This is a genomic window from Allobosea sp. NPDC055353 (assembly GCF_053644975.1).
Genome location: NZ_JBSHMC010000001.1, coordinates 2,235,255 through 2,250,119, shown reverse-complemented (window position 1 = coordinate 2,250,119; position 14,865 = coordinate 2,235,255). Strand labels below are relative to the sequence as shown.

General features: G+C 67.2%; 13 protein-coding genes. 4 read left to right on the top strand and 9 right to left on the bottom strand.

The window, feature by feature from the left end; translation table 11 throughout:
* The first annotated feature begins 112 nt into the window (after positions 1 to 112).
* Positions 113 to 499 carry a YbaN family protein gene (locus tag ACWIEX_RS10385; RefSeq protein ID WP_454032961.1) on the top strand — a complete coding sequence of 129 codons (387 nt, stop codon included), beginning with the start codon at positions 113 to 115 and terminating at the stop codon, positions 497 to 499.
* A 7-nt stretch (positions 500 to 506) separates the two neighbouring features.
* Here ACWIEX_RS10385 and glmS read toward each other — a convergent pair whose 3' ends face one another.
* Both glmS and glmU read right to left on the bottom strand, forming a co-directional pair.
* On the bottom strand, positions 507 to 2,333 hold the full coding sequence (glmS, locus tag ACWIEX_RS10380; RefSeq protein WP_454032960.1) for a glutamine--fructose-6-phosphate transaminase (isomerizing): 1,827 nt from the start codon (positions 2,331 to 2,333) through the stop codon (positions 507 to 509).
* 120 nt (positions 2,334 to 2,453) lie between these two features.
* Positions 2,454 to 3,821: a bifunctional UDP-N-acetylglucosamine diphosphorylase/glucosamine-1-phosphate N-acetyltransferase GlmU gene (gene glmU / locus ACWIEX_RS10375; RefSeq protein WP_454033492.1), complete on the bottom strand. Its 1,368-nt coding sequence runs from the start codon at positions 3,819 to 3,821 to the stop codon at positions 2,454 to 2,456.
* 308 nt (positions 3,822 to 4,129) lie between these two features.
* Here glmU and ACWIEX_RS10370 point away from each other — a divergent pair, with 308 nt between their 5' ends.
* Both ACWIEX_RS10370 and mdoH read left to right on the top strand, forming a co-directional pair.
* A complete protein-coding gene (locus ACWIEX_RS10370) occupies positions 4,130 to 5,689 on the top strand; it encodes an OpgD/OpgG family glucan biosynthesis protein (RefSeq protein WP_454032959.1) in 1,560 nt (519 codons plus the stop codon).
* Entirely contained in the window at positions 5,677 to 7,860 is a 2,184-nt protein-coding gene (mdoH, locus tag ACWIEX_RS10365) for a glucans biosynthesis glucosyltransferase MdoH (protein WP_454032958.1), read from the top strand. Before ACWIEX_RS10370 ends, mdoH begins: the two co-directional genes overlap by 13 nt.
* A 186-nt stretch (positions 7,861 to 8,046) precedes the next feature.
* Here the strand turns inward: mdoH and ACWIEX_RS10360 are convergent, their stop codons facing one another.
* From ACWIEX_RS10360 to ACWIEX_RS10345, 4 genes are all read right to left on the bottom strand, one after another.
* Positions 8,047 to 8,928 (bottom strand): VOC family protein, encoded by an 882-nt coding sequence (locus ACWIEX_RS10360; protein WP_454032957.1) that lies wholly within the window; start codon positions 8,926 to 8,928, stop codon positions 8,047 to 8,049.
* 70 nt (positions 8,929 to 8,998) lie between these two features.
* The gene (locus ACWIEX_RS10355) at positions 8,999 to 10,168 is read right to left on the bottom strand and encodes a glutathionylspermidine synthase family protein (RefSeq protein ID WP_454032956.1); all 1,170 of its coding nucleotides are present in this window, start codon (positions 10,166 to 10,168) and stop codon (positions 8,999 to 9,001) included.
* A gap of 1 nt (position 10,169) precedes the next feature.
* A complete protein-coding gene (locus ACWIEX_RS10350; protein ID WP_454032955.1) occupies positions 10,170 to 10,784 on the bottom strand; it encodes a DUF1190 domain-containing protein in 615 nt (204 codons plus the stop codon).
* 7 nt (positions 10,785 to 10,791) lie between these two features.
* The gene (locus ACWIEX_RS10345) at positions 10,792 to 11,193 is read right to left on the bottom strand and encodes a DUF350 domain-containing protein (RefSeq protein ID WP_454032954.1); all 402 of its coding nucleotides are present in this window, start codon (positions 11,191 to 11,193) and stop codon (positions 10,792 to 10,794) included.
* A 105-nt stretch (positions 11,194 to 11,298) separates the two neighbouring features.
* On the opposite strand from ACWIEX_RS10345, the gene ACWIEX_RS10340 reads away from it, so the two are divergent.
* Entirely contained in the window at positions 11,299 to 11,724 is a 426-nt protein-coding gene (locus ACWIEX_RS10340; RefSeq protein ID WP_454032953.1) for a GFA family protein, read from the top strand.
* Here the strand turns inward: ACWIEX_RS10340 and ACWIEX_RS10335 are convergent.
* The 3 genes from ACWIEX_RS10335 to tpiA form a co-directional block, all read right to left on the bottom strand.
* Positions 11,687 to 13,315: a CTP synthase gene (locus tag ACWIEX_RS10335; RefSeq protein WP_454032952.1), complete on the bottom strand. Its 1,629-nt coding sequence runs from the start codon at positions 13,313 to 13,315 to the stop codon at positions 11,687 to 11,689. The two genes, ACWIEX_RS10340 and ACWIEX_RS10335, sit on opposite strands and share 38 nt — an antisense overlap.
* 152 nt (positions 13,316 to 13,467) lie before the next feature.
* Entirely contained in the window at positions 13,468 to 13,881 is a 414-nt protein-coding gene (gene secG / locus ACWIEX_RS10330) for a preprotein translocase subunit SecG (RefSeq protein WP_061967913.1), read from the bottom strand.
* A gap of 141 nt (positions 13,882 to 14,022) precedes the next feature.
* Positions 14,023 to 14,787, bottom strand: coding sequence for a triose-phosphate isomerase (gene tpiA / locus ACWIEX_RS10325; protein ID WP_454032951.1), 765 nt, complete (start codon positions 14,785 to 14,787; stop codon positions 14,023 to 14,025).
* Between the last annotated feature and the right edge of the window lie 78 nt (positions 14,788 to 14,865).

Below are 14,865 nucleotides of genomic sequence, written 5' to 3'. Positions count from 1 at the left end.
AGCGAGGCGGCGCCATCCGCCAGCCCCTGGAGCATTCTCGAGCGAAGTGGGTACCGGTTCGCGTGAAGAAAATGCGACAACACAAAGAGATAGCGCAAGCAAGGATGAGGCCGTGAGCCAGGACGATCAGCCGCGACGCCGATGGTCACGGCCGCTGCTCTTCGCCGCGGGCTGGGTCTTCACGGCGCTCGGCGTGATCGGGCTGATCCTGCCGCTGATGCCCGGCACGATCTTCCTGATCGCGGCGGCCTGGTGCTTCTCGCAATCCTCGCCGCGATTCGAGGGCTGGCTGATCGGCCATCCGAGGCTCGGTCCGCATGTCCTGCGCTGGCGCGAGACCGGCGCCATCGCCCGGCGCGCGAAATATCTCGCCTGCGGTTCGATGGCGCTAAGCTTTGCCATATTGACGCAAACAAGCGCGCCGCCGATCGCTCTTGCGACGGCGGCGCTCTGTATGGTCGGCGCGGGCCTCTACGTTTCGACCCGGCCTGAATCCTGAACGATCGTCACTCCACCGTGACGGATTTGGCCAGGTTGCGCGGCTGGTCGACGTCCTTGCCCATGAAAACCGCCGTCTGATAGGCGATCATCTGGATCGGCAGGGCGTAGACGACCGGCGCGAAGGTCGGGTCCATGTCCGGCATGATGATCGTCGCCTCCGGCTCGATGCCGCATTCGGCGGCGCCTTTCGCGTCGGTGACGAGGATGATCCGGCCGCCGCGCGCCGCGACCTCCTGCATGTTGGAGGCGGTCTTCTCGAACAGCGCGTCATAAGGCGCGACGACGATGACCGGCATGTCCTCGTCGATCAGCGCGATCGGCCCGTGCTTCAGCTCGCCCGCCGGATAACCTTCGGCGTGGATGTAGCTGATTTCCTTGAGCTTCAGCGCGCCTTCGAGCGCCAGCGGGAAGCTCGTGCCGCGGCCGAGATAGAGCACGTCCTTGGCGCGCGAGAGCTTGTGCGAGAGCTGCTCGATCTGCGGCTCGAGCTGCAGCGCTCGCGCCATCAGTCCCGGGAGCGAGATCAGATTCTGCACATGGCGGGCCTCGTCCTGCGCCGAGAGCGTGCCGCGGGCGCGGGCTGCGGCGAGTGCGAGCGAAGCGAAGACGGCAAGCTGGCAGACGAAGGCCTTGGTCGAGGCGACGCCGATTTCGGGACCGGCGAGCGTCTGCGCGACCGCATCGCTCTCGCGCGCGATCGTCGAGGTCGGGACGTTGACGACCGAAAGGATGACCTGCCCGTTCTGGCGGGCGTAGCGCAAACCGGCCAGCGTGTCGGCGGTTTCGCCGGACTGCGAGATGAAGAGCGCCAGGCCCTGGTCCGGCAGAGGCGCCTCGCGATAACGGAACTCGGAGGCGACATCGATCTCGACCGGCAGGCGCGCCAGCTTCTCGAACCAGTATTTCGCGATGAGGCCGGCATAATAGGAGGTGCCGCAGGCGCTGATCGTCAGGCGCGACAGGCCCTTCCAGTCGATCTGGTCGCCGAAGGGCAGCCGTACCTTGCCGTTGGCCATGTCGAGATATTGCGTCAGCGTATGGCCGACGACCTCTGGCTGCTCGTAGATCTCCTTGGCCATGAAGTGGCGGTGGTTGCCCTTCTCGACCAGGAAGGCGCCGGCGGCGACGCGCTGGGCGCGGCGCTCTACGCGCTTGTTGGTCTGATCGTAGAAGGTCGCGCCGCGGCGGTGGAGCACGACCCAGTCGCCCTCCTCCAGATAGGCGATGAGATTGGTGAAGGGCGCGAGCGCCAGCGCGTCCGAGCCGAGATACATCTCGCCGTCGCCGACGCCGACGGCCAGCGGCGAGCCCTTGCGGGCGCCAATCAGCAGGTCCTCCTCGCCCTGGAACAGGAAGGCAAGTGCGAAGGCGCCGTGCAGGCGCGGCAGGCTGGCGGCAACCGCATCGACCGGGTTCTTGCCGCGGTCGAGTTCACGGGTGACGAGATGGGCGACGATCTCGGTGTCGGTCTCGGTCTCGAAGACGTAGCCGTCGGCCTGGAGCTCGGCGCGCAGATCGCGGAAATTCTCGATGATGCCGTTATGGACCACCGCGAGCTTCGGCGTCGCATGCGGATGGGCATTGGTCTCGTTGGGCTTGCCATGGGTCGCCCAGCGGGTGTGGCCGATGCCGACCAGGCCTCCGAGCGGTTCGTTCGACAGGCGAATCTCGAGATTCTTGAGCTTGCCCTCGGCGCGGCGTCGGGTGAGCTTTCCGGCTTCCAGCGTTGCGACGCCGGCGGAGTCATACCCGCGATACTCAAGCCGCCGCAGCGCCTCGACGACCTGCGTCGCCACTGCTTCCTTGCCCAGAATCCCGACGATGCCGCACATGGGCCAACCCCTCAAGCCATTGCTGTCGGCAAAGCGCATAGCCGCGATCGGCGCGCCTGCCCAATCAATCTAGATGACGAACTGTGAACGGCGGATGGCGCGATCCGCCCCGATTCCCGGCTATTCGGCCGCTTTCTTGGCTGCTCTCTTGGCAGCAGCGGCGATGCGGAAGGTCACCGCCCAGCCTTCCTTCTCGACCTGGCGGCCGCGGCCGAGGGCGAGCGCGTCGGGCGCGACGTCGCTGGTGATGACCGAGCCTGAGCCGATAATGGCGCCCTCGCCGATCGTCACCGGGGCCACCAGCGAGGAGTTCGAGCCGACGAAGGCATTGGCGCCGATCGTCGTCCTGGACTTGTTGAAGCCGTCATAATTGCAGGTGATCGTGCCGGCGCCGATATTCGCGGCCGCGCCGATCGAGGCATCGCCGATATAGGTCAGGTGGTTGACCTTGGCGCCGGGGCCGATATCGGCCGCCTTCACCTCGACGAAATTGCCGACCTTGGCCTTCTCGGCGAGCTTCGCGCCCGGCCGCAGGCGGCCATAGGGACCGACGCTGGCATCGGCACCGACCGTGGCGCCCTCGAGATGCGAGAAAGCGTGGATCACCGCGCCGTCATCGACACGCACGCCCGGCCCGAAGACCACGTTCGGCTCGATCACGACATCGCGGCCGATCTGCGTGTCATAGCTGAAGAAGACCGTCTCGGGCGCGACCAGCGTCGCGCCGCCGAGCATCACGGCGAGGCGCTTGCGACGTTGGAAATCCGCTTCCACGGCGGCGAGCTGGACGCGGTCGTTGACGCCCTGGACCTCGCTTTCGGGCGCCCGCAGCGCGATGGCGTCGAGCCCGCGCTTGCGTGCGACTTCGACCGCATCGGTGAGATAGAATTCGCCCTGGGCGTTGTGGCTGCCGATCGCTTCCAGGATCGAGAGGGCGTGCTCGCCGGAGAGCGCCATCAACCCGGCATTGCAGAGCGTGATCGCGCGCTGCTCCGGCGTCGCGTCCTTATGCTCGACGATCGCCTCGAGATGCCCGTCCTTCTCGACAAAGCGACCATAGCCTGTCGGGTCCTTGGCCACGAAGCCGAGCGCAACGACGGCGGCGCCGTCTCTCAAGCCGCGGCGAAGGGCCGCAAAGGTCTCCGGACGCACAAGCGGCGTATCACCAAAGGCGATGATGACGTCGTCATGGCCGGTTGCGATGGCGGCCTTCGCGGCGAGCGCGGCATGGGCGGTGCCCCGGCGCTCGTGCTGGATCGCGATCTGCGCATGCGGAAGCTGCTTGCGCGCCGCTTCACCGACTTCGGGGCGTTCCGAGGAAATCACGACGGCGACGGCATCCGCGCCAGCCTTCGAAACCGCCGCCAGCGCATGGCCGAGCAGTGACCGGCCGGCCACGGCATGGAGCACCTTCGGCCCCCGCGATTTCATGCGGGTGCCCTCTCCGGCGGCCAGGACGATCGCGAGGCAGGATCGGGCCGACTGCATTTCGGTCATGTTTCTCGTTTCCCCTGCAGGCATGTCTGAACCACGGCCCGCGCATCACAGCCCACTTCACGCAAGCAGGCGTCGCAGGCGCCGTGGATAGCTGATCCGCGCGCCTTTTGCCAAAGTTCAATCGCGGCGAAAAGGCTCCATCCGAGGACGGCCGCTGCCGCAGGCTGGCTCCAGCCTGAATTCTCAGGATCGCACCATCCGAAAGACGTGCATCTTCCCGATTGGAAAGGCTTTTCAGGCGAACTGGAAATGCTCTAGAAGCGCGAGGGGCGAGGGCGTCGCCGCGTAGTTTGGATCCCATGTCGACACCGTTGAATCGCAGGCAGTTTCTGGAAGGCGCCGCCGGCGGCGCCGCGCTGCTCTCGCTGGCCGGCCCGGCCGCGGCGCAGGCGCCGACCGGCGCAGCTTCCTTCAACATCCCCTCCCTCGTGGACGGGCAGCGTTTCGACCCCGCGCTGGTGGTCGATGCTGCCAGGGCGCTGGCCCAGCGCCCACTGATTCCGCTCGCCGCCAACGACCTGCCGGAGGGCTACACCACCCTCCCCGCCGATCAGTATGCGGGCATCCGGATGCAGCCGGGCGCCACGGTCTGGGCCGGTGAGAATCGTGGCTTCACCGTCGAACCTCTGCATCGCGGCTATGTCTTCTCCAATCCGGTGAGCCTGTTCACGATCGAAGAGGGAACGGTGCGCCGCATCGGCTTCGATCGCAGCAAGTTCGACTACGGGCGGGTCGCGCCGCCGACGGGCAATGCCGACCTGCAATTCTCCGGCATGCGGATCGCCGCCGGGCTGGAGCGCCCCTTCGAGGTCGCGGTCTTCCAGGGCGGCACCTTCTTCCGCGCCCTCGCCCGCGGCCAGAATTTCGGCGCGATGGCGCGCGCGCTGATCCTGCGCCCCGGCGAGACGCGCGGCGAGGAACTGCCGTTCTTCCGGGCGTTCTGGATCGAGCGGCCGAGCCCGGCGGTGGGCTCGCTGGTGATTCACGGCCTGCTCGATTCCGAGAGCGTCGCCGGCGCCGTGCGGATGACGCTGCGGCCGGGCGACGTGACTTTCGTCGATGTCGAGATGACGCTGTTCGCGCGGCAGGCGCTCGACCATGTCGGCTTCGGCTGCACGAGCGCGACCTTCCTGTCGGGCCCGCAGAGCCGGCGCGTCTTTGACGATATCCGCCCCTCGATCGGCGAGGTCTCGGGCGTCCAGATGCAGTCGGGCGGCGGCGAATGGATCTATCGCCCGGTCAACAATCCCGCGACCTTGCAGGTTTCCTCCTTCGTCGACGAGAATCCCAAGGGCTTCGGCCTGGTCCAGCGCGAGCGCGACCCCGCCGCCTTCCAGGACGACGACCAGCGCTTCGAGCTCCGGCCGAGCGTCTGGATGGAGCCGCTGGGCGACTGGGGCGCCGGTTCGGTGCAGCTCATCGAGATCCCCAGCGATTCCGAGCCGAACAAGAACATCATCATGTACTGGCGGCCGAAGCAGCCGCTTGCGGCCGGCAGCGAGACGTCGGTGAGCTATCGCCAGGCCTGGTGCTGGCAGCCGCCTGAGCGTCCGCCCTTGGCGCTCGCCACCCGTTCGCGGCAGGGCAAGGGCTCGCAAGGGCGCCGGCGGCGCTTCATCGTCGAATTCACCGGCGACAAGCTGGCCGATGCGGCGCTGATCGCCTCGACGCGGGCGACGATCACGGCCCAGCCCGGCGCCGTGCACAACGTTCGCCTCTGGCCCTATCCGGAGCGCAAGCTGATGCGCGTCGGCTTCGAGGTCGATCCCGGCAACGACAATCTGTCCGAGCTCCGGCTCGTCCTGCAATCGGGCGGCCAGCCCGTCTCTGAAACCTGGTTGAATCGATGGACCTGGTAACGGCAACCCGCCGCGACGCCATGGAAATGGAACAGCGCGGCTACAGCGCGGCCCGCGAACCGGCCACGCCTCCGGAAGAGCCACTGGTCATGCCGGTGCAGTCGTTCCGGAGCTGGACGGATTCGGATCGTCGCGCCCCGGCCGCACCGCGCGACTGGAAGACGCCGTGGCTGAAGCGCCTGTTCGTCTTCGGCGGCGGGCTCGCGCTCACCGGCTTCGGCGCCTGGGAAATGTACAATGTCGTGTCGGTCAGCCGCACGACCTCGCTGCAGTACGCCCTGCTCGTGCTGTTCACGATCAATTTCTCGTGGATCGCGCTCGCCTTCACCAGCGCGCTGCTCGGCTTCTTCGGCGTGCTCTTCGGCGCCGGCCGGGCGGACCGGGCCGAAACCTTGAAGCACCGCACCGTCGTGGTGATGCCGATCTACAACGAGTCGTCGGCGCGGATCTTCGCAGCGGTGGCGGCGATCCGCGAATCGGTCGAGGCGACGGGGCTCGGCGACCATTTCGATTATTTCATCGTCTCCGACACCACCAATCCGGATGTCTGGGTGGCGGAGGAGCGGGCCTTCCTGGCGCTGCGCGAGCGGCTTGGGCCGAATGCCCGAGTCTATTACCGCCACCGACCGAAGAACCATCACCGCAAGGCCGGCAATATCGCGGACTTCGTCACACGTTGGGGCGGGCTCTACGAGCACATGGTCGTGCTCGATGCCGACAGCCTGATGACCGGCACCTGCATCGTGCGCCTCGCCGCCGCGATGGAGAATGATCCCGATGCCGGCATCATCCAGTCGCTGCCGCTGATCATCAACCGCAACACCTTCTTCGCCCGGCTGCAGCAATTCGCGGCGCGGGTCTATGGCCCGGTCATCGCCACCGGTCTCGCGATGTGGTCCGGCCGCGACGGCAATTACTGGGGCCACAACGCGATCATCCGGACCAAGGCCTTCGCCGACCATTGCGGCCTGCCGGACCTGAAAGGCAAACCGCCCTTCGGCGGCCATGTGCTGAGCCATGACTTCGTCGAGGCGGCGCTGATCCGCCGTGCCGGCTGGTCGGTCTACATGCTGCCGGACCTGACGGGCTCCTATGAGGAAAGCCCGCCCTCGCTGATCGATATCTCGGTGCGCGACCGGCGCTGGTGTCAGGGCAATCTCCAGCATTCGCGGATCATGGGCGGCAAGGGCTTCGTCATGCCGACGCGCCAGCATTTCGCCACCGGCATCATGGGCTATCTCGCCTCGCCGCTCTGGCTGATGCAGCTCGTGGTCGGCATCCTGATCGTGTTGCAGGTCAATTACGCTCGCCCTGAATACTTCACGCAGGAATTCACGCTCTTCCCGGTCTGGCCGCGCTTCGACCCCGAGCGCGCCTTGCGCCTGTTCGCCGTGACCATGGCGATCCTGCTGGCGCCGAAGCTGTTCGGCCTGCTGCTGACCCTGTTCAACACCAGGCTCCGGCAGGCCGGCGGCGGCGCGATCCGCCTGATCGTCTCGGCGTTGATCGAGGTTCTGTTCTCGGCGTTCTTCGCGCCGATCATGATGCTGATCCAGTCCGGCTCGGTCTTCCAGATCCTGCTCGGCCGCGACACCGGCTGGAATCCGCAGCGGCGCGACGACGGCTCGATCCCGTTCAAGGACATCGTGCGCCGGCACCGGACCCATACCGTGCTCGGTGTCGTCACCGGCCTCTCGGCCTTCATGATCGCGACCTCGCTCTTCGCCTGGATGTCGCCGACGATCGTCGGTCTCGTGCTGGCGATCCCGCTGTCATGGGCCTCGGGTCAGCTCGCGATCGGCCTCTGGCTCAAGCGCCACAAGCTGCTGATGACGCCGGAGGAAGGCGCCCCGCCCGCGATCGCGACGCGCGCCAACGAATTGCAGGCCGAGTTCGAGAAAGCCGGCTACGACGATGCCGACGGCATCAAGGCGCTCCACGCCGATGCGGAACTGCGCCACGCCCATGAACTGATGCTGCCCTATGGCCAGTCACGCCGGCGCGGCGAGATCGAGCCCGACCGCGCCGTGGCCCAGGCCAAGCTCGTCGATGCCGAGACGATCGAGGATGCCGCGATCTGGCTGAAGCCGAAGGAGCGGATGGTCGTGCTGCATGACCGGGCGCTGATCGGGCTCCTGGCCTCGCTGCCGCCGGTCGAGGCGAAGGGCTGAGCCAGCCGTTCCGGCCCAGAACCACCCTTGTCATTCCGGGGCGCGCCGAAGGCGCGAACCCGGAACCCACGACCGGGTGAGACATCTTACGCTCCGTTGCAGGCCGTCTACCCAGTCGTGGGTTCCGGGTTCTTCGCTACGCGAAGCCCCGGAATGACAAGACTGGCGCCGACGGACTGCCGCCCCTCACCCCTGCTCGAAGGCCACCATGCAGCCGAAGGCTTCCTCGGCCGGGACGAAAAGCCGCTCGTCGCCGCGCTGGAACGACACTTCGTTCTCGGTCAGGCGTTCCGCCACGGCTTCCAGATCGGGCACCGAGACGCAGAAGCCGAGGAAGCGCGCCGGGGTCGTATCGGGCTCGACGAGATAGGCGCCCTGCGCGGCTTCGGGATCGAGCACGTCGATGCGTCCACGCGGCAAGGCGAGCACGTAATCCTCATTGCCCTCCAGCACTTCGGCGCCCCCGCTGAAGGCCGAGAGGAAGGCGCGGTGGAAGGCGGGTTCCTCCGCCAGCATCACGACGGCCGAGAGCGCGGTGGCACCGTTGGGGTGATGTTGGAATTCCGGGTTCCAGAAATTCTGCGGCTCGAATTGCTGGCAGACGAAGAAGCCGCATTCCGGCGCGCGCGAATCGGCGGCGAAGGCCAGTTCGAAAGCGACGCGGACATCGCTGCCATCCGGCCGCCTCGCCCGGCGTTCGAAGAAGAAGGGCTCGAAATCGCCGATGCCCTGCGCCTTGAACGTGGCCGCATCGGCCTTGGCGTCGGTGCTCTCCAGCACCAGCATCGAGAGCCCCTCGCCCTGCCCTGTCAGAGATTCGCGGACGAAGGCGCCGAAGGAGAAGCGGCGTTCGCCATGCGGCGGGATGGCGGCATCGTCGGCGATCGTCACCAGCTCGAGGAAGGAGCCGGGAAACTGCACGATCCGGTTCTCGGTGCCCCAGGGATGTCGGTTGCGGGCGCCGACGCGGAAGCCGAGCTTCTCGTAGAAATGCCAGGCGGCGTCGAGATCGCGGACGCCGATGACGAGATGGTCGAGACCGCGGGGCGTTGAGGCTGTTGCAGGCATGGCAGGCTCCGTCGACAGGCGTATCGGGGCCCAAGGCTAGCACAGATCAGGGCGTGGTCATGTCGTGCGTTCAGGGCTCGATATAGTGCGGCAGGAAGCGCGAGGTGTTTTTGGTGATCGGCGAGGCATCCTCGCGCAGGCACAGGCCGCAGGCCTGCGAGGCGACGAGCCAGGAACCGAGGACGGCGTATTTGCCATCGGCAGAGAACAGGTTGGTCGCGGCATCCTGCAGGATATGGCCCTCGGCGCCATAGGGGCCGTCGTCGCTATCGACCACGCGGCCGCGCTCCATCAGCGTGACATTGGCGCCCTCGCGCGAATAGAGCGGCTTGCGGACGTGCCTGCCTGAGAGCGTCGCGCAGCGTTGGTCGCCCTCGAAGAAGGCCGGCAGCAGGTTGGGATGGCCCGGCTCCATCGCCCAGAGACAGGCGAGCAGTCCCTTGTTGGAGAGGATCGCCTTCCAGGGTGGCTCGATGAACTGGCAGCCCGAGCCGGCGAGCGCGCTGCCGTAACTCTCGCGGAACATCCATTCCCACGGATAGAGCTTGAACAGCGTCTCGATCGGCTGGTTGGCGCCGTCGCAGAAGCGCCCGTCGGTCAGCAGGCCGAGCTCCTCGATATAGGTGAAGCGGGCATCGAGCCCGGCCTGCACCGCGCAATCGGCGAGGTAGTCGACCGTGCCCTTGTCCTCGGGGCTATCCTGTACGCAGGTCAGGTGCAGGCGGTAGGGCGAAGGCTCGCGCAGACCGGCGAAGGCTGCGATCAGGCGCTCGTGCAAAGAGTTGAACTGGTCGCTGCCCTTCGGGATTGCGCCGCGCGCCATCGCCTGCTCCAGCCAGTCCCATTGGACGACGCTCGATTCGAACAGGGCGGTCGGGGTATCGGCATTGTATTCGAGGAGCTTCGCCGGTCCGCGGCCGTCATAGGCGAGATCGAGCCGGCCGTAGAGGTTGCGGTCGCCGCGCCGCCAGCTTTCGCGGATATAGTCCCAGTGCTCGGCGGGAATCGCGAGCCTGTTCAGCGTTTCCTCGCTGTCGAGCGCCTTCTCGATGAAGGCGAAGCAGAGCTGCTCGATCGCCTCCGTCGGCCCCTCGATATCGCGCTCGATCTCCTCCAGCGTGAAGGCGAAGGCGGCGCTCTCGTCCCAATAGGTCTCGCCGTCGATGGTGTGGAAGGCGAAGCCGAGGCGCTCGACCTGTTCGACCCAGTCCGGACGCGGCGGAAGCGTGACGCGGCGCATCTCAGGACGAGGAATGCGAGGAGAAGGAGCGCGCGATCGAACCGAATCCGCCGCGTGAGGCCGTGCTGGTCGCCGCCGTGCCGCCGCTGCGGGAGCCCGCCGCGAAAGCCGCCGTGATGCTGCGGCCGGATGTCGTCGAATAGGCGCGCGAGCGGCTGCTGCCGCCGCCATAGGAGCTGCTGCCTGAAGAGCCCGACGAGCGTGCCTGCTGGCATTCGGGCTGCGTCGAGCCCGGAGGGCAAGCGGCGGCGGTCGGCGGCATCAGGGGCTGCGCCTGCGCCTGTCCACCGGACAGGCCGCGCGCCAGCATGAAGCCTGCCAGCGCCGGAATGAAGTATTGCGCGCCGCCGATCGTGGCGGAGCTGCAGCCGCTGGCGCCGTATTGCGTCTCGCAGGCACTCTGGCTCTGGAATTTCGGCGCGTCCTTGAGTCGCGCGGCGGTCGCCTCGGCAAAGGCGGTCTCGCATTGCTGGGCCGTGAGCTGCCCGGCGGCCCGGCAATCGCTCAGGCTGTTGTAGACGAGGTTCTCCTGTGGGTCCTCTGATGTCATCGACCAGACGGTGGCGACGAGGAGGAGGCCGGCGGCCGCGAGCCCGATCTGCGAGGAGCGCTTCATGGCCGCCTCATGCCGTCATGCTGGCCGCGGCCAGCGTGCCCGAGATCACCGCGATCACCGCCAGCATCGCGGCGGCAGGCAGACGATCCTCCTCGATCTTGCGCGACAATTCGGGGATCGCGACCCGCGCAGCGCCGTAGGCGGCGAACTGGATAAGCATCGCCGCCACCGCCCAGAGCACGCAGTCGGGAATGCTGCTGGCCTGGGAGATCGCCTTCTCCAGCGGCACCGCGAACCCGACGAGGTTGCCGCCGAAGGCGATCGCGGCCGAGAGGTTGCCGGCCCGAATCAGCGCGATCTCGTCATGCGCGGTGAGCCGCAGATAGACCGCGGCGAAAGCGGCGATCAACAAGACGCCAACGGCGAAATAGAGGAGGAATGCGGGCAGGCCCGCCATCGAGATCGTCATGCGCCCTGCCCCCATGCCGCTGCGAAGACTCTGGATCAACGATGCCACATAGTCAGGCTAACGTGAAAACCGCACAAGCCGTCATCTAAAAGGAGGATGCGCCGCATGACGACCCGGGAGGCCCGCTGCAGTTGCGGGCAATTGCGCATCGCCTGCACCGGCGAACCCGTGAGCGTCTCGCTCTGCCATTGCCGCGATTGCCAGCGGCGGACCGGCAGCGCCTATGGCGTCGCGGCCTTCTATGCGCGCGGCGATATCGCCGTGACCGGACGCTTCAGCGACTACGAGCGCCCGTCCGATAGCGGATATCGGGTGCTGCACCATTTCTGCCCGGCCTGCGGCAGCACGGTGTTCTGGGAGCCGTCGCGCAAGCCGGAGATGGTCGCGGTGGCGATCGGTGCCTTCGCCGACCCGGATTTTCCCGGGCCGAGCAAGGCGGTATTCGAGCAGCACCGCCTGCCCTGGGCGACGGTGCAGCTCGACGAGCCAGAGATCAGACCAGGCGGCTCTGGGCCTTGGCCGCCTCGATGAAGCTGGCGAAGAGCGGGTGCGGCTCGAAGGGGCGCGACTTCAGCTCGGGATGGTACTGCACGCCGATGAACCAGGGATGGTCGGGATATTCGACCGTCTCGGGCAGCAGGCCGTCGGGCGACAGGCCGGCGAAGCGCATGCCCTTCGCCTCCAGCTTCTCGCGATAACCCATGTTGACCTCGTAGCGGTGGCGGTGGCGCTCGGAGATTTCGGTCGAGCCGTAGATCTCGGCGATCTTCGAGCCGGCTGCCAGCGTCGAGGCATAGGCGCCGAGCCGCATGGTGCCGCCGAGATTGCCGTTGGCCGCGCGCTGCTCCAGTTCGTTGCCGCGCATCCACTCGGTCATCAGGCCGACGACGGGCTCTTCGGTCGGGCCGAACTCGGTCGAATTGGCATCCGTGATGCCGGCGAGCGAACGCGCCGCCTCGATCACCGCCATCTGCATGCCGAAGCAGATGCCGAAATAAGGCACCTTGCGGTTGCGTGCGAAGGTCGCCGCCTTGATCTTGCCCTCGGCGCCGCGATGGCCGAAGCCGCCGGGCACGAGGATGCCGTGGACATGTTCGAGGAAGGGCGCCGGGTCCTCCTTCTCGAAGACCTCCGACTCGATCCAGTCGAGATTGACCTTGACGTTGTTGGCGATGCCGCCATGGGTCAGCGCCTCGATGAGGGACTTATAGGCGTCCTTCATGCCGGTATACTTGCCGACGACGGCGATGGTGACCTCGCCCTCGGGGTTCTTCACGCGCTCGGAGATGCGCTTCCAGTTGGTGATCTCGGGCTCGGGCTTGGCATCCATGCCGAAGGCGGCGAGCACCTCGGTGTCGAGTCCCTCGGCATGGTAGGAGAGCGGCACGTCATAGATCGAGGCGACGTCGCGAGCCTCGATCACCGCGGTTTCCCTGACATTGCAGAACAGCGCGAGCTTGCGGCGCTCCTCGCGCGGGATCTCGCGGTCGGTGCGGCAGAGCAGGATGTCGGGCTGGATGCCGATCGAGCGCAATTCGGCGACCGAATGCTGGGTCGGCTTGGTCTTCAGTTCGCCGGCAGTCGGGATATAGGGCAGCAGCGTCAGGTGCACGAAGATGCACTGGCCGCGCGGGAGCTGCTGGTTGGTCTGGCGGATCGCTTCCAGGAACGGCAGGCTCTCGATGTCGCCAACCGTGCCGCCGATCTCGACCAGGGTGAAGTCGTAGCCCTCGTTGCCGGTCAGGATGAATTCCTTGATGGCATTGGTGACATGCGGCACGACCTGGATCGTCGCGCCGAGATAATCGCCGCGGCGCTCCTTGGTCAGGATGTCCATGTAGATGCGGCCGGTGGTGATGTTGTCGCCCTTGTTGCAGGGCCGGCCGGTGAAGCGCTCGTAATGGCCGAGGTCGAGATCGGTCTCGGCGCCATCGTCGGTGACGAAGACCTCACCGTGCTGATACGGGCTCATCGTGCCCGGATCGACGTTCAGGTAGGGGTCGAGCTTGCGCAGGCGGACCGTGTGGCCGCGCGCCTGGAGAAGGGCTGCGAGAGCCGCCGCCGCCAGGCCTTTGCCAAGCGAGGACACCACGCCGCCGGTGATGAAAACATACCGCGTCATGGGAGGTCACCTCTATCGCCACGGGTTCGATTCGCTAAGCGCATTCAGTGCAGTCCCGCCTTGCCCTGCGCGCTTGTCCACAAAAGAGAAGGCCGGTCGCCCGGCCTCTCCCAACTCAAAAGAGAAGGGCCGGTTTCCCGGCCCTGTCTTGTCTACTGCTGCGGCGCCGCTGGCGGCGTCGGCGGCTGTGCGCCGCCCTGATTCTGGTTCTGCATCTGGCGGAGCTGGTCGAGGACGCCGCCGGCATTCGGGGCGCTCGGGCCGGCCGGTGCGCCGGGCGTGGCCGGAGCGGAGGTCGCGGGCGCGCCATCGATGATCGAGCGCTGGACGCGGCCACGCGTGGCCATCACAGCCAGAACGACCGAGGTCAGGAAGAACAGGCCGGCGAGGATCGCGGTCGCACGGGTCAGGGCATTGGCCTGGCCGCGGCCAGTCATGAAGCCGCCGACGCCGCCTCCCCCGCCCGAGCCCATGCCGAGGCCGCCGCCTTCGGAGCGCTGCAGCAGCACGACGCCGACGAGCGCGACGACGATGATCAGGTGGATGACGATGAGAACGTTCTGCATGGTCTCACGAAATGGGCATGGCGCGGGCCGCCGCCAAGGGCCACCCGCTCCTCCTCGAAGATCGAGGCGAATTCGGCGCGGCACATAACATGCGCCAGCCGGCAGCGCCACCCCTGCGTGCCAGCCGATTTACAGGAATGCTCAGCCGGCGCAGGCCCGGGCGATGGCCAGGAACTCCTCGGCCTTGAGGCTGGCGCCGCCGACCAGGGCGCCATCGACATGGGCGACGTTCATCAGTTCCGCCGCATTCGAGGGCTTGACCGAGCCGCCATAGAGCAAGCGGATGCCGGCCGCGGCCTGCTTGCCGAGCAGGCGGCCGAGCTCGATGCGGATCGCCTCATGCATCTCGGCGACATCGGCCGCGGTCGGCGTGAGACCGGTGCCGATCGCCCAGACCGGCTCATAGGCGACGACGAGCGTCGCAGGCGTCGCACCGTCCGGCACCGAGCCGCGCAATTGCTTCTTGACGACGGCGAGCGCCTTGCCGGCCTCGCGCTCGTCCTTCGTCTCGCCGACGCAGACGATCGGCACCAGCAGCGCCTTCTGGGCGGCCTCGGCCTTCGCCTTGACCGTCGCATTGGTCTCGCCATGCAGCGTGCGGCGCTCGGAGTGGCCGGTGATGCAGAAGCTCGCGCCGGCATCGGCCAGCATCGCGGCGGAAACCTCGCCGGTGAAGGCGCCGGCCCCTTGCGTGCTGCAATCCTGCCCGCCGGTGGCGATGCGCGAGCCGATCAGCGCGGCGGTCGCGGCGAAGAGCAGGCTGGCGGGCGGGCAGATCGCGAGGTCGACATTCGGCTTCAGCGCTACGTCGTAGCCCTTCGCCACCTCGGCCGCGATGGCGAGGTCGGCCTTCAGCCCGTTCATCTTCCAGTTGCCCGCCACCAGCGGCTTGATGCTGCGCGTCACGTCGATCCTCCTGAAATCAGCTCTTTCGGCTCTAGCAATGCCCGGCCGGCGCCGCAATCGCGTGCAAAGCCGCAGGGC

Coding starts and splice junctions, on each gene's coding strand:
- glmS (WP_454032960.1), bottom strand. CDS start 2,333: ATGTGCGGCATCGTCGGGATTCTGGGCAAGGAAGCAGTGGCGACGCAG.
- glmU (WP_454033492.1), bottom strand. CDS start 3,821: ATGCAGTCGGCCCGATCCTGCCTCGCGATCGTCCTGGCCGCCGGAGAG.
- ACWIEX_RS10370 (WP_454032959.1), top strand. CDS start 4,130: ATGTCGACACCGTTGAATCGCAGGCAGTTTCTGGAAGGCGCCGCCGGC.
- mdoH (WP_454032958.1), top strand. CDS start 5,677: ATGGACCTGGTAACGGCAACCCGCCGCGACGCCATGGAAATGGAACAG.
- ACWIEX_RS10360 (WP_454032957.1), bottom strand. CDS start 8,928: ATGCCTGCAACAGCCTCAACGCCCCGCGGTCTCGACCATCTCGTCATC.
- ACWIEX_RS10355 (WP_454032956.1), bottom strand. CDS start 10,168: ATGCGCCGCGTCACGCTTCCGCCGCGTCCGGACTGGGTCGAACAGGTC.
- ACWIEX_RS10350 (WP_454032955.1), bottom strand. CDS start 10,784: ATGAAGCGCTCCTCGCAGATCGGGCTCGCGGCCGCCGGCCTCCTCCTC.
- ACWIEX_RS10345 (WP_454032954.1), bottom strand. CDS start 11,193: ATGACGATCTCGATGGCGGGCCTGCCCGCATTCCTCCTCTATTTCGCC.
- ACWIEX_RS10340 (WP_454032953.1), top strand. CDS start 11,299: ATGACGACCCGGGAGGCCCGCTGCAGTTGCGGGCAATTGCGCATCGCC.
- ACWIEX_RS10335 (WP_454032952.1), bottom strand. CDS start 13,315: ATGACGCGGTATGTTTTCATCACCGGCGGCGTGGTGTCCTCGCTTGGC.
- secG (WP_061967913.1), bottom strand. CDS start 13,881: ATGCAGAACGTTCTCATCGTCATCCACCTGATCATCGTCGTCGCGCTC.